This is a genomic window from Actinoplanes sp. NPDC000266 (genome assembly GCF_042899005.1).
Taxonomy (GTDB): Bacteria; Actinomycetota; Actinomycetes; order Mycobacteriales; family Micromonosporaceae; genus Actinoplanes.
This window is the reverse complement of the sequence record NZ_JBIAZI010000003.1, coordinates 337,963-351,584: the sequence shown is the minus strand read 5'-3', so window position 1 is coordinate 351,584 and position 13,622 is coordinate 337,963. Positions and strand designations below refer to the sequence as shown.

The window sequence follows — 13,622 nt, the reverse complement described above, 5'->3', positions numbered from 1 at the left end:
TGCTTACGAGGGCTGGGAGAGGCGGAAAACCGGACATTAGGGAGCCTCGGTGAATGCCAGGGGTGATCTCAGCAACTCAGCAGCGAACTTCCATGGGCTTTTGATGAAGGCGAGGGAGTCTTGATCGTGCGGAAGAAGAAGAGCCCCCGGTGGGCCCGGCTGTGCGTCGGCTTCGGGGCCCTGCTCATGATCGTGGGCGGCGGGTCGGTCGTCGCGCTGCAGGCCACGGTCAGCGCGGCCACGAAATCGATCAAGCAGCAGGACCTGCTCGGGTCGTCGACCACGGTCGAGACCGAGAAGCACGCCTCGGTCACCGGCGCCAAGAACATCCTGCTCGTCGGCATCGACCAGCGCGCCTCGGCCAAGCCCGGTGAGCCCACCCGCTCCGACTCGATCATCCTCATGCACATCGGCGCCGACCACAAAAGCGCCTACCTGATCTCGCTGCCCCGCGACAGCTACGTGCCGATCCCGGCCTACGACAACGGCGCCCAGAAGTACGCCGGCGGCAAAAACAAGATCAACGCCGCTTTCGCGTACGGCAGCAGGGGCCTGACGGGCAACGCGGCGCTGTCCCACGGTTTCGAGCTGCTGTCGCTCACGATCAAGAAGCTGACCGGGATCACGCCCGACGCCGGCGCGATCATCGACTTCCAGGGCTTCCAGCAGATCGTCAACGTCCTGGGCAAGGTCTGCATGTACGTCGACGAGGACACCACCTCGATCCACATCGGCCACACGGCCGATGGGAAACAGGCCGCGCCGTACGACATCAATCCCGACGGCACCCTCAACCACAAGATCAAGGGTGTGACGGCGAACTTCTACGCCAAGGGCAACCACTGCTTCACCCCGACCGAGGCGCTCGACTTCGTCCGGCAGCGCGACCTGCTCGCGAACAACGACTTCGACTACGGCCGGCAGCGCCACCAGCAGCAGTTCCTCAAGGCGGTCGTGCAGCAGACGGTCAAGGACGGCCTGAACTCGCCGACCAAGCTGCCGGGCCTGCTCAGCGCCATCGGCAAGGCCGTGACGGTCGACTCGGGCGGCATCTCGCTCGAGGACTGGGTGTTCGCGATGCGCGGCGTCAACCCGAACGACCTGGTCACCCTGAAGACGAACGACGGCAAGTTCAACAGCGAGTCCATCCCCGGCGTCGGCAGCGTCCAGCTGCTCAGCGACGACAGCCTGGCCCTGCTCCGGGCGGCCAAGAACGACACGGTGGCCCAATTCGCCGAGTCCCACCCTTCCTGGGTGGCGACGACCTGAACCGCTCAGACCACAACTTCACCCGTACGGGTCACGCACCGCTGACGTTTCGTAGCGTACGGTGAACGACACTTCGCGACGAGGGGGAGCGGCGCGGACCTGAGGGGGTGTCGCGCGTGGGCGGGCTGAAAGTGCTTGATCAGCTCGAGCTCGGCGACCACGTCTGCTGGACCGTCGACGACGACGCCGTACGGCTGGACGCGGTCGTCGACGTTCTGGCGTCCGGCCTACGCTCACGCCAGAAGGTCTGCTACCTCGGCCCCGATCCCCACCGGGTCGTCGACGGGCTGGCCGAGCGCAACGGGGCCGCCCGGAACGCCCTGGCCACCGGCCAGCTGGTGGCCGAGACCCCGGAGGGCAGCTACCTGTCCGGCGGTTCGTTCGACGCCGAGGCGACCGTGGAGCATTTCCTGGCCGAGAAGGAAAAGGCCCGCGCGGAGGGCTACCAGGGTCTGCGCGTGGTCGGCGACATGTCGTGGGCGTCGCGGGGCGTGCCGGGCGCCGAGTCGCTGGACTGGTACGAGGCCCGCATCAACGAGGTGTTCGTCGACGGTTTCGTGGCCGGCGTGTGCGCGTACGACCGAAGGATCTTCGATCCGTTGACCTTGCGCCGTCTCACGCTGGCCCATCCGGGCGCGGCCGGCCCGCTGCTGCCGTTCGACCCGGCGTCGTCGCTGCGCTGCCGCCGCACGACGGAGCCCTTCGGCATGAAGCTGACCGGCGAGGCCGACATGTCGAACCGGTTCGCGCTCGAGTCGGTGCTGGCCGGCCTGATCGCCGACCTCCCCGAGTCCGGCGGCACGGCGATCCTCGACGTGACAGGCCTACGCTTCGCCGACACGGCCGCAGCCCGCGTCGTGATCCAGGCCGTGGCCGACAGCGGCGACCGCGTGCGCGTGCGGGGTTGCCTGCCCGTGGTCGGCCGTCTGCTGCGCTTCCACGGCCTCACCCAAGAAGCGATGCTCTAGTCCCAGAACCCGTCGTGTACGGCGGTGGCGCTCGGCAGGGGCACGGGCCCGTCCACCACGATCTCGCGCCCACCGTGAGCGAAAACCTCACGGCAGGGCAGCCGCAGTGGCGGAATCCCTTCTTCCTCCTCGACCATGCCGGCCAGATCGGCCTCGGACAGGGCGAAGACGACCCGCCCGACCCCGGACCAGTAGATAGCCCCCGAACACATGGCACACGGCTCGGTGCTGGTGTAGAGCACGCTGCCGGCCCGCTCGTCGAAAGACAGCCCTCCGGCCAGCCGAACGAGATTGGTCTCGGCGTGCCCGGTGGCATCCTCCCCGGTGACCACGCTGTTGCGAGCCTCGAGAACTTTCCCGTCCGGCGTCAGAAGCAGCGCCCCGAAGGGATGATCGCCCCGCTTGCGCGCTTCCCACGCGAGTTCGATCGCCCGCTCCAGGTGCCCGAGGTCAGCGTCCGTGATGCTCGTTCCCATGATCACCACCATACGTCCGGGACGCGATTCACCTGCCTGGAGGACATCATCGGGGTGTCGTACCCGCCGGAACTGTGCGTCCCGCTAGGCTGTGCCGGTTCGATCTTCCGGGAAATCGCAGGAGCGCAGGATGTCGGTTGTGGGCCCGGTCGTGTGGCGGCGCAGTGCCAGGTGCGTCAGCGACCATCACTGTGTGGAGGTCGCCGACCTCGGCTGATTCGCGGCCTTGCCCTCTTGTGCCAGTCTCCATGTAGTCGCCAGAACAATCGAGGCACCTCGCTGTCGAAAAAGCGCTCGAGATAGCCGCGAAGCTGCGCCTCGGGCAGATCACGTAACTCCCACGCCTGCTTCCAGGTGTTGACGATCGCATTGCAGTAGTAGAAGACGTCCTCGTCCATGCCGTCCGGCGCTATCCGCGCGCCCCAGCACTGCCGGTAGACAGGCTCGTCCATTGCGAGTTTCACGAGCACGTCCGTCTTGTCCATGAGCGCGCGGAGACGGTCGTCGCGCAGTTGGCGGCGTTGCACCGCCAGCCCGGCCAGGACGACGCCCAGAGTCAACGCGGCGATCATCGCCGAGGCGGCGCCATACGCCTGGCCGATGTCGCTGAGCCGCGAGTAGTCGCCGCCCGCGGCATACAGGCGGCCGAGGACGAGAGGCGTCACCAGGACGCTCGCCATCGCGGCCGTGAACGCGAGGGCGCACATCGCCGTCAGCACCCACCGGACGACGATCCCGGTGTGTTCGGTCGTCCGAGAATCCGCAGCCGTGATGTCGACTCCCAGGCGTGGTTACCTCAGTCTGCCCGACGTCATCCGTTCAATCGGTATTCATTCATGCTGGGCAAACCGCCTTTCCAAGAGTGGCGGTGGCGCGTGATCTCATACGCGCGCAACGTGGCGGCTAGAGTCGCAGGGGTTATGGAGATCCCCACGGATGAGCGGATTCGGGTGCTGCATGAGCGGTGTGCGCCGAGCCGGGAAGCGTTTGAGCTTGTCTATACGCACTGCCTGATTGTCTGTGCGGTGGCCGAGCGGCTGCTGCGCGGGCGGGAAGGGGAGTTCGACGTCGCTCTGGTGCGGGCGGGGGCCCTTCTGCACGACATCGGGGTTTATCGGCTCGGGCCGGGGGAGAGCTATCTGCGGCACGGGCTTCTCGGGCATGAGCTGCTGGCCGAGGCCGGGCTTCCGGAGCCTTTTCGGCGGTTCTGCTCCTGTCATACCGGGGTCGGCATCACCCGCGAGGACATCGAGCGGCAAGGGCTGCCGCTGCCTCCGGGGGACTATGTGCCCAGCAGTGGCGAGGAGGCCCTCGTCATGTACGCGGACAAGTTTCACAGCAAGACGGCGCCGCCCGTTTTTGTCAGCGCCGCCACCTACCGGGCCGGTGTGGGCCGGTTCGGTGCGGGCAAGGCCGAGCGGTTCGATGAGCTCGTACGGGAGTTCGGTGTGCCCGAGCTGGGGGATCTGGCCGCCCTTCACGGGCACGCGGTGACCTGACGCCGGTGCCACACTGGGGCGGTGAGCGACTACACAGTGGACACCAGCGTTCCCCATTCGGCACGGGTCTGGAACTACTGGCTCGGTGGCAAGGACAACTACGCGGTCGATCGGCGGGTCGGCGATCAGGTGCGGGCCGTCTTTCCCGAGATTGTCGACGCGGCCCGGGAGACCCGGGCCTTTCTTCGGCGGGCCGTCCGGTTCCTCGACGGGCAGGGGGTGCGGCAGTTCCTCGACGTCGGCAGTGGGCTGCCGGCCGCCGGCAACACTCATGAGCTGGTGGGGCCGGGCAGCCGGACCGTTTATGTCGACAACGATCCTCTGGTGCTCGCCCACGCCCGCGAGCTGCTGCACGGCGGCGACGTGCACTTCGTCGACGGGGATCTGCGGGACGCCGGCGCCGTCGCCGAGCGGGCCGGAGCGTTCCTCGACTTCGAGCGGCCGGTCGCGCTGCTCATGCTCGGGGTGATGGGCCACGTCGAGGATCCGGCCGCGGCCCGGGGCATCGTCGGCGGGCTCGTCGGGCGGTTGCCGGCGGGCAGCTATCTGGTCATGTCGGACGGCACGGCCACCAGCGAGCGCGTCATCGAGTCGCACCGGCAGTACAACGAGAGCGGCGCCGTGCCGTACCACCTGCGCGAAGTCGTTGACTTCGAGGCGTTCTTCGGCGGGCTCGAGCTCGTCGCGCCGGGCGTGGTCCCGCTGACCCAATGGCGGCCCGAGGGCGGGCCGGGCAAGGACGTCGACGGCTACGCGGGGGTCGCGGCGAAGACCTTCGGGCGGGCGTAGACCGTCAGCTCGGTGGTGCACAGATCGACCGGGTCAAATTCCTGGAAATCCTTGTGTACGGGGAAAGCGCCGCTCAGCGCCGTCCGGGACTCCTCGTCGACGACGCGGTCGCACCGTTCCAGGCCGAAGCCGGCGTCGGCGAACATGCGGATCAGCTGCGGGGCGCGCAGGCGGTTGCAGTAGGCGTACTCGTTGCCGGCGAGGCGGATCCACTGCTTCGCCGAATAGCGCAGGAAGTTGATGCGGGTGATCGCGCTGTCCTGGTGGGCGAAATGGTCGCTGGGGTCGATGAGGTGCGCGGCGAAGCCGGACGGGCCGAGCAGGCGGCGCGACTCGGACAGGATCGCCCGCAGGGCGCGCGGCGTGACGTGCTCGAAAACGGTCATCGAGAAGCTCAGGTCGAAACTGCCGCCGGGGTCCGGCATGCGGGACGCGTCGCCGGGGGCCAGATAGCGGATGCCGATGCGGCGGAACAGCTCGCGCGGGCGGTCGGCCAGGTCGGCGATCACGGAGAGTCGCGCTCGCAGTGTGATGGGTGAGACCAGACCGTCGTACAGGGAAAGAATTTGATCCTCGGCCTTGACCATCCTGTGCAGCATCTCGGTGGTCAGGTCGGGCTGGAGGCGGCGGTGCAGGTCGACGGTGACGATCTCGCGCGCCCCGCAGAGATGCATGGCCACCGGCGCGATCGGCAGATGGCCGGTGCCGATCTCCAGGACGCGCATCCCGTCGAGCCGCAGGCCGAGACCGTCGAGCCGGCGCATCATCGCGGCGTGCTGCGGCAGGCGCCGGAACGGGTCGGCGGCGAGGCGGCCGAGACGGCGCTGGATCTGCCGGTACGCCATGTCGCCGCCCGGCGCCGCGGCGCAGAACCGCTGGATACGGGCCTTGGTGGTCCACCGCATAAGGTCACCCTAGAGGCCCGCGGGCGCCGCGGCGGGGATACCACGAATGGCGCCGGAATGCGCCCGTCGAGACCCACCTGTTATCGATAACAAAGTTTCGGCCTCGTGTCCGCAACGTTGCTTTGAACGGTTGACATGTTCCTATGTGAGCGTTCACACTCGACCGCACCCCCGCCTCAAGAGCGAGTTATTTCATTGAAGGAGTTCCCCGCATGAGACTGTCCAGGATGAGTGCGGTGGTTTCCGCCGCCGTGCTGGCGACAGCCCTGACCGCGTGCGGTTCGGCCGAGAAGACCGTCGATAAAGAGGCCGGCGCCGGCGGCGACAACGCGGGCGCGCTGATCGGCGTCACCATGCCCACCCGCACCTCGGAGCGGTGGATCAGCGACGGCGACAACGTCAAGAAGCAGCTCGAGGGTCTCGGCTACAAGGTCGACCTCCAGTACGCCGGCGACGACATCCCGACGCAGACGCAGCAGCTCGACAACCAGATCACCAAGGGCGCCAAGCTGCTGATCATCGCCTCGATCGACGGCACCGCGATCACCACCCAGCTGGAGAACGCGAAGGCCAACAACATCCCGGTCATCGCGTACGACCGCCTGATCCGTAACAGCCCGAACGTGGACTACTACGCCACGTTCGACAACGAGAAGGTCGGCGTGCAGCAGGCCACCTCGCTGCTGACCGGTCTCAAGGTGCTCAACGCCGACGGTTCGAAGGGCTCGGCCAAGGGCCCGTTCAACGTCGAGCTGTTCGCCGGCTCGCCCGACGACAACAACGCCACGTTCTTCTTCAACGGCGCCATGAAGGTGCTCAAGCCGTTCCTCGACGACGGCACGATCGTCGTCAAGAGCAAGCAGACCGACTTCAAGACCGTCGCGATCCTGCGCTGGCAGCCGAAGGTGGCCCAGGAGCGCATGGAGAACCTGCTGACCTCGACGTACAAGGACGGCGCGAAGGTCGACGGCGTGCTGTCGCCCTACGACGGCCTCTCGATCGGCATCCTGTCTGCCCTTAAGAGCAACGGATACGGTACGGCCGCGCAGAAGTACCCGATCGTCACCGGTCAGGACGCCGAGGCGGCGTCGGTGAAGTCGATCATCGCCGACGAGCAGTACTCGACGATCTACAAGGACACCCGCCAGCTGGCCAAGACCACCGTCGAGATGGCCGACGCGGTGCTCAAGGGCAACAAGCCGACGACCAACAACGACAAGGACTACAACAACGGCGTCAAGGTCGTCCCGGCGCAGCTGCTCGACTCGGTCATCGTCGACAAGGGCAACTACAAGAAGGAGCTCATCGACACCGGCTACTACACCGAGGCCCAGCTCGGGTCATGAGTGACACCATCCTGCAGATGCGGGGCATCACCAAGACGTTCCCGGGCGTGCGCGCGCTCGACGACGTCAACCTGGAGGTGCTCCGCGGCGAGATCCATGCGATCTGCGGGGAGAACGGCGCCGGAAAGTCCACCCTGATGAAGGTGCTTTCCGGCGTCTACCCCCACGGTGAGTACGACGGTGCGATCGAGTTCGACGGCGAGCCGTGCCAGTTCGGCGGCATCCGCGACAGCGAGCACAAGGGCATCGTCATCATCCACCAGGAGCTGGCGCTCGCCTCGAACCTCTCGATCGCCGAGAACATCTACCTCGGCAACGAGCTCGCCACCCGCGGCATGATCGACTGGAACCGCACCAACGCGGCGGCGGCCGAGCTGCTGCAGCGGGTCGGCCTGGCCGAGAACCCGACCACCCCGGTCCTCGACCTCGGTGTCGGCAAGCAGCAGCTGGTCGAGATCGCCAAGGCGCTGTCCAAGAAGGTGCGGCTGCTGATCCTCGACGAGCCGACCGCGGCGCTCAACGACGACGACTCGGCCCACCTGCTCGGGCTGCTCCGCGGGCTGCGCGAGGAGGGGATCACCTGCGTGATCATCTCGCACAAGCTCAACGAGGTCCTCGACATCGCCGACCGGGTGACCATCCTGCGCGACGGCCACACGATCACCACGCTGCCGTCCGAGGGCCTGACCGAGGAGCGGATCATCTCGGGCATGGTCGGGCGCGACCTCGACAACCGCTTCCCGCCGCACGTTTCTTCTGTTGGCGAGGAAGTTCTCCGGGTCGAGGACTGGACGGTGCACAGTCCGACCCAGCACGGGCGCGTGCTGGTCAAGGACGCCAATCTGACCCTGCGGCGCGGCGAGATCGTCGGGCTGGCCGGGTTGATGGGCGCGGGACGCACCGAGCTGGCGATGAGCATCTTCGGCCGCTCCTACGGCACGAACATCTCCGGGCGTCTCTTCAAGGACGGCAAGGAGATCAAGTTGCGGTCCGTCGGCGAGGCCATCGAGCACGGCCTGGCGTACGCCACGGAGGACCGCAAGCGCTACGGCCTCAACCTCATCGAGGACATCAAGCGCAACGTCTCGGCGGCGGCGCTCAGCCGGCTCGCCAAGGGCGGCTGGGTCGACGACAACGAGGAATACAAGGTCGCCGACGGCTACCGCAAGAGCCTGAACATCAAGGCGCCCAGCGTCTCGAGCATCACGGGCAAGCTCTCCGGCGGCAACCAGCAGAAGGTCGTCCTCGCGAAGTGGATCTTCACTGACCCGGACGTGCTGATCCTCGACGAGCCCACCCGCGGCATCGACGTCGGCGCCAAGTACGAGATCTACACGATCATCAACGAGCTCGCCGACCAGGGGAAGGCCGTGCTCGTCATCTCCTCCGAGCTGCCCGAGCTGCTCGGACTCTGCGACCGCATCTATACGCTCTCGGCGGGGCGGATCACCGGCGAGGTGCCGCGCGCCGAGGCCACCCAGGAGGGCCTCATGACCCTGATGACCGCCGGGCAGGAGGTTTCCTCGTGAGCAGCCTCGCCCCGACCAACGCCGACCTCTCGGTCGACGCGCCGCCGCCGGTGCCCGACCGCAAGGGCCGGCCCGGACTTTCGATAAACCTTCGCCAGAGCGGGATCTACTTCGCGTTCGCGGCGATCATCTTGCTGTTCACGATTCTGACCGGCGGCGACCTGCTCGCCCCGCAGAACATCAGCAACATCATCGTCCAGAACTCGTACATCCTGATCCTCGCCATCGGCATGATCCTGATCATCATCGCCGGGCACATCGACCTGTCGGTGGGCTCCATCGTGGCCGCCTGTGGCGCCGTCGCGGCGGTGCTGATGGTCGAGCACAGCGTGCCGTGGCCGCTCGCCATCCTGATCACGCTGGTGGTCGGCGGGCTGATCGGCGCCTGGCAGGGCTACTGGGTGGCGTACTTCGGCATCCCGGCCTTCATCGTGACGCTGGCCGGCATGCTGCTGTTCCGGGCGGTCACCCTGATGATCCTGGGCAACCGGGGCATCGGCCCGTTCCCGGACGAGGTCCGCACCCTGTCCAACGGCTTCATCGACGGCTACCTGGGCAACATCGGGCTGGGCGCGCTGGGCGGCGCCGACCTGCTGAGCCTGCTGGTGGGCGTGGCCGCGGTGGTGGGCATCGTGGTCGTGCAGTGGCGCGCCCGCGCGGGCCGCCTGAAGTACGGCCAGTCGGTCGAGGCGTTCCCGCTGTTCATCACGAAGATCGTGGTGGCGGCGGCGGTGGTCATGTTCGTGGTGGTCCAGCTGGCCCGCTTCCGCAACCTGCCATGGGTGCTGGTGCTGCTGGCGGCGCTGGTCCTGGGCTACTCGGTCCTGACGAACAGGGCGGTCTTCGGCCGCCAGATCTACGCCATCGGCGGCAACCTGCAGGCCGCCACGCTCTCCGGCGTCAAGGTCAAGTCCGTCATCTTCTGGATCTTCGTCAACATGGGCGTCCTGTCGGCGCTGGCCGGCATCATCTTCGCCGGCCGCCTGAACCAGGCCAACCCGACCGCGGGCAACAGCTTCGAGCTGGACGCGATCGCCGCCGCCTTCATCGGCGGAGCCGCGGTCCAGGGCGGCGTGGGCAAGGTGGTGGGAGCCATCACCGGCGGCCTGATCATGGGCGTCATCAACAACGGCATGTCCTTGATCGGCGCCGAGTCCGAAGAGGTCATGCTGGTCAAGGGCGCGGTCCTGCTGGCCGCGGTCGCCTTCGACATCTGGACGAAGCGCCGCGCGGGCGCGTCGCGCTGATCCGCTGGGCGGGCGCTTGATCGAGCGCCCGCCCATGGACCCGGTTGCCGCGGTGACCGATGATGTAGTGATGGTTCTGCGACGTTGGGTGATCATCGGCGCTGGCATCGTGTCGGTTGCCGCAGTGGGCGTGACCGCGTGGCTGTTCGGGCCCGACGGCGTCGAATATGCCAGCTGGCTCGCCGGCATAGCCGGTCTCATGATCACCGCGGGCACCCTCGCCCTCGCACGCCAGCACCAAGGCCGGCCGGAGATCCAGTCGCTACCGTCGTCCATTCACATCACTGGCAGCAATGACGGAATTCTGTCGACCGGCGACCACGCGTCGAATACTCAACAGAAGTGAGCCCGTGGCGGCGCGAAGGGCGCCGATCCGGTGACCCGGAGGTCACTGTGGAGGGCGGCAACTCCGGAATCATCTCGACCGGCCTGTTCGCCACCAACACGCAGGTGTCGCTCGAGAACGCGACCGTCCTGCCGCCGGAATATCTGGTCGCGCCGGAGAACATCCCGGCGCCGCCCGGGCTGATCAACCTGCCGGTGCGGCCGGACCTGTTCGTCGGGCGCGACGCCGCGTTGACGATGCTCGACGCGGGAGCCGCCGGGCGGATCGCCCAGGTGGTGCACGGGCTGGGCGGAATCGGCAAGAGCACCCTCGTCGCGCGCTGGGCGGCTCAACGGTCCGGGACGTTCCCGGTGGTGTGGTGGGTCACCGCTGACACTCCGGGGAACCTCAGTGCCGGCTTGGCCGGGCTGATCGAAGCGCTGCAGACGGGCGCCTCCGGTTTTCTCAAGGAGCCGGTGCTGCGGGAACGCGCGATCCGCTGGCTGGCGTCGCACGAGCGGTGGCTGCTCGTTCTCGACAACGTCACCGACCCTCGGCACATCACCGAGCTCATGGCTCGGATGCCTCTCGATACGACGGGCAGGATCGTCGTGACCAGCCGGCGGGCCACCGGCTGGCCGGAGTCCGCCGCCGTTTCACGCTTGGGCGGCATCGGACTGGACGCCGCGACCGTACTGCTGACGGCGATAGCCGCGCGGGGTGGCGTCGGTGTCGATCCGGCGGCGGCCGGTGCGGTGTGTGCGGAGTTGGGCTCGTTGCCGCTGGCCGTCGAACAGGCCGGCGCTTACATGGCACAGACCGGGACCGGACCGAACGACTATCTGCGCCTGCTGGCCGCACAGCCCGCGGCCATGTACCGCGACGCCGACGAGGGGCGGCCCGAGGAACGGACCATAGCCCGGGTCTGGCAGGTCACTCTTGATGCTCTCGTGAGGGAGAACGACGACCTTCCGGAAAGAGTCCTGCGAGCACTGGCCTGGTACGCCCCGGACGCGATCCCGCGTTTCCTGACGGACGCTCACCCGGCCGGTGAAGTGAACGTCCGCCGCGCGCTCGGCAGGTTGGCCGCATACAACATGATCAGCATCGATCACGGCAGCGACACTGTCAGCGTCCACCGCCTCGTCCAAGCCGTCACGCGCACTCCGGACGCCGGCGATCGGCACCGCCAGGCGGAAGACATCGAGGGCGCCAGCGCGGCCGCCAACTACGCGATCCTTCAGGTCCTGCCGGCGGACGACGAAGGGGTGTCCGGCTGGCCGCGCTGGCGTGCGCTGATACCTCATCTGAGCGCGCTCGTCGCCCACTCCCTGGCCGCCACAAGTCAAGGTGGACCCGGCAGCCTGGACCGGGATGACGCGCTCATCAAGGCCATCTGGCTGAATCGGGCCGGCGTGTTCCTGAGCGACCAGGGATCTCTCGACACCAGCATCACGTTCCTGGAGCTGGCGCGACAGATCTTCAGCCGTTTCGGAACGGGCGCCGAGGCGAGCCTTCTCGCGGCGACGAACAATCTCGCTCTCGGCTACGTGAAGTCGCGTGATTTCGGCCGCGCGGTCCCTCTCCTCGAACAGGCGGTGGCCGACTATCACCGGACTTTCGGCGCCGAGCATCCGAGCACCATCAACGCCGAGGGCAGTCTCGCTCACGCCTACAGCGAGCTGGGGCATATCGGTGCTGCCATATCTCTCCAGGAGAAGATTCTCGCCAAGAGCCGGAGAACCCGGGGCGAGGACCACGAGGGCACCATTCAGATCCTGAGCAACCTCGCCGCCGGCTACGAGTCGATCGGCGATTTCGGTCGCGCTCTGCCCATGTTGGAAGAGGCGCTGGCCAGTCGTCGCCGGGCGCTGGGCGACGAGCATCGGGACACCATTCTGTCCATGAACAACCTCGGTGCCACGCTTGTCTCCGCGGGGCAGATCCAGCGAGGCATCGCGTGGTGCGAGCAAGCTGCCGCCACTGGCGATTCCGTCCTGGGCGACGGCCATCCCCAGGCCATCGGTATCACGAGCAGCCTGGCCCGCGCGTACGAGGCGGCCGGCGACGTGTCCCGGGCCGTTGTTCTGAGGGAGCGAGTCGTCGCTCGAACCAGGCGCGTCCTGGGCGCCGATCATCCCGACACTCTCATGGCGGTCTCCTTACTGGCTGGTACCTACTCTTCGGCCGGTCAATACGAGCGAGCCGTCACCACTTCGCAGAAGGTGATCGCCGAGCTTCGTGGCGTGCTGGGTGACGCTCATCCGGAAACCGTCAAGGCGATCACCCGACTCGCCTTGATCCATCGGTCGGCCGATGATCATCGGCTCGCGGTCCAGCTGCTCGAGCAAGCGCTCGCCCATTGTCAGAACGAGCTGGGTGACGTTCACCCGGTCACGATGAACGTGGCCGGCAACCTCGTCGACGCCTGCCGAGAGGCGGACGACCTCGAGCGTGCCACCCAGCTATCGAGATGGCTGCTGGCCTACGCCGAGCAGGCGAACGGCACCGACCATCCCGGCACCCTGGCGCTGACCGATCTGCAGGCCGAGCTCGACGAGGCCGCCGGCGACCTGCGGTCCGCCATCTCGCTGCGGCAGCAGGCCGTCGACGGCCGCCGGCGGACTCTGGGTGACGCACACCCGGCGACGCTGGACTCGATGACCGTTCTCGCCTTCGCCTGTCTTCGTTCGGGCGAGGCGGAACGCGCCGTACCTCTCTTCGAGGAGCTTGTCAGCCACCGTCGAAGCGCTCTGGGAGGCGACCACCCCGTCGCGCTTCTCGCCCTCAACAATCTCGCCGGCGCCTACCAGGCCGTCGGTGACCTGGCCCGCGCTCTTCCGATCTTCGAGAGAGTCCTGGCGGCACGGCGCCGAGTAGTCGGTGAGAACCACCCGGACACACTCACCTCGGCCAACAACCTTGCCTACTGCTTGTACCAACGAGGTGACCGTGGATCCGCTGTCGCGATGCTGCGGCAGACACTCGCCACGTGCCGTGAGGTGCTCGGCGAGGAGCATTCATTGACGCGGACAGTGAGGTCTGGACTGCGAGCGACAGGCGCGGAGGCGGACGCCGGCTGACCAGACCAGTTGACGACAGTTCCCGCGAGTGGGCAAGCGTATCGTGAGTGCCTCGTAGAGGATCCTGCCGGCGACATCTCGTTCACGCCGTCCATGTCGGCCACGGGAACTCCATCGGACGTTTCGTGACGGGGTACCTAACCGGGAGTCGGCATGGTCACGACATCGAAGGCCGCGGCGACAGCT

At 67.4% G+C, this 13,622-nt stretch carries 12 protein-coding genes; 9 read left to right on the top strand and 3 right to left on the bottom strand.

Annotated elements, in window-relative coordinates:
• Positions 1-126: 126 nt before the first annotated feature.
• Complete coding sequence (locus ACFY36_RS13155; protein WP_499746167.1) at positions 127-1,269, top strand: LCP family protein; 1,143 nt, start codon at positions 127-129, stop codon at positions 1,267-1,269.
• Between the two features lie 116 nt (positions 1,270-1,385).
• Positions 1,386-2,237 (top strand): MEDS domain-containing protein, encoded by an 852-nt coding sequence (locus ACFY36_RS13150; protein ID WP_499746166.1) that lies wholly within the window; start codon positions 1,386-1,388, stop codon positions 2,235-2,237.
• Here the strand turns inward: ACFY36_RS13150 and ACFY36_RS13145 are convergent.
• Both ACFY36_RS13145 and ACFY36_RS13140 read right to left on the bottom strand, forming a co-directional pair.
• Positions 2,234-2,713 (bottom strand): nucleoside deaminase, encoded by a 480-nt coding sequence (locus ACFY36_RS13145; protein ID WP_499746165.1) that lies wholly within the window; start codon positions 2,711-2,713, stop codon positions 2,234-2,236. The two genes, ACFY36_RS13150 and ACFY36_RS13145, sit on opposite strands and share 4 nt — an antisense overlap.
• 176 nt (positions 2,714-2,889) lie before the next feature.
• Positions 2,890-3,432: a DUF6082 family protein gene (locus ACFY36_RS13140; protein ID WP_499746164.1), complete on the bottom strand. Its 543-nt coding sequence runs from the start codon at positions 3,430-3,432 to the stop codon at positions 2,890-2,892.
• 201 nt (positions 3,433-3,633) lie between these two features.
• Between ACFY36_RS13140 and ACFY36_RS13135 the strand changes: the two genes are divergently transcribed.
• The gene (locus tag ACFY36_RS13135; protein ID WP_499746163.1) at positions 3,634-4,212 is read left to right on the top strand and encodes an HD domain-containing protein; all 579 of its coding nucleotides are present in this window, start codon (positions 3,634-3,636) and stop codon (positions 4,210-4,212) included.
• A 21-nt stretch (positions 4,213-4,233) separates the two neighbouring features.
• A complete protein-coding gene (locus ACFY36_RS13130) occupies positions 4,234-5,001 on the top strand; it encodes an SAM-dependent methyltransferase (RefSeq protein WP_499746162.1) in 768 nt (255 codons plus the stop codon).
• On the opposite strand, the gene ACFY36_RS13125 is transcribed toward ACFY36_RS13130, so the two are convergent.
• Complete coding sequence (locus tag ACFY36_RS13125; protein ID WP_499746161.1) at positions 4,962-5,906, bottom strand: methyltransferase domain-containing protein; 945 nt, start codon at positions 5,904-5,906, stop codon at positions 4,962-4,964. The genes ACFY36_RS13130 and ACFY36_RS13125 overlap by 40 nt on opposite strands.
• Positions 5,907-6,133: 227 nt before the next feature.
• Between ACFY36_RS13125 and chvE the strand changes: the two genes are divergently transcribed.
• From chvE to fxsT, 5 genes are read left to right on the top strand one after another with little or no spacing between them, the layout of a single operon-like run.
• A complete protein-coding gene (chvE, locus tag ACFY36_RS13120) occupies positions 6,134-7,252 on the top strand; it encodes a multiple monosaccharide ABC transporter substrate-binding protein (protein ID WP_499746160.1) in 1,119 nt (372 codons plus the stop codon).
• Positions 7,249-8,781: a multiple monosaccharide ABC transporter ATP-binding protein gene (gene mmsA, locus ACFY36_RS13115; RefSeq protein WP_499746159.1), complete on the top strand. Its 1,533-nt coding sequence runs from the start codon at positions 7,249-7,251 to the stop codon at positions 8,779-8,781. The genes chvE and mmsA overlap by 4 nt, the downstream gene beginning before the upstream one ends.
• On the top strand, positions 8,778-10,028 hold the full coding sequence (gene mmsB, locus ACFY36_RS13110) for a multiple monosaccharide ABC transporter permease (protein WP_499746158.1): 1,251 nt from the start codon (positions 8,778-8,780) through the stop codon (positions 10,026-10,028). Before mmsA ends, mmsB begins: the two co-directional genes overlap by 4 nt.
• A gap of 34 nt (positions 10,029-10,062) precedes the next feature.
• A complete protein-coding gene (locus ACFY36_RS13105; protein WP_499746157.1) occupies positions 10,063-10,374 on the top strand; it encodes a hypothetical protein in 312 nt (103 codons plus the stop codon).
• Positions 10,371-13,436, top strand: coding sequence for an FxSxx-COOH system tetratricopeptide repeat protein (gene fxsT, locus ACFY36_RS13100; protein WP_499746156.1), 3,066 nt, complete (start codon positions 10,371-10,373; stop codon positions 13,434-13,436). Before ACFY36_RS13105 ends, fxsT begins: the two co-directional genes overlap by 4 nt.
• The last annotated feature ends 186 nt before the right edge of the window (positions 13,437-13,622 follow it).

What these genes read in the sequence shown, in the direction of transcription:
- ACFY36_RS13145 (WP_499746165.1), bottom strand. Translation starts at nt 2,713, where the DNA reads ATGGGAACGAGCATCACGGACGCTGACCTCGGGCACCTGGAGCGGGCG.
- ACFY36_RS13135 (WP_499746163.1), top strand. Translation starts at nt 3,634, where the DNA reads ATGGAGATCCCCACGGATGAGCGGATTCGGGTGCTGCATGAGCGGTGT.
- ACFY36_RS13125 (WP_499746161.1), bottom strand. Translation starts at nt 5,906, where the DNA reads ATGCGGTGGACCACCAAGGCCCGTATCCAGCGGTTCTGCGCCGCGGCG.
- chvE (WP_499746160.1), top strand. Translation starts at nt 6,134, where the DNA reads ATGAGTGCGGTGGTTTCCGCCGCCGTGCTGGCGACAGCCCTGACCGCG.
- mmsA (WP_499746159.1), top strand. Translation starts at nt 7,249, where the DNA reads ATGAGTGACACCATCCTGCAGATGCGGGGCATCACCAAGACGTTCCCG.
- ACFY36_RS13105 (WP_499746157.1), top strand. Translation starts at nt 10,063, where the DNA reads ATGGACCCGGTTGCCGCGGTGACCGATGATGTAGTGATGGTTCTGCGA.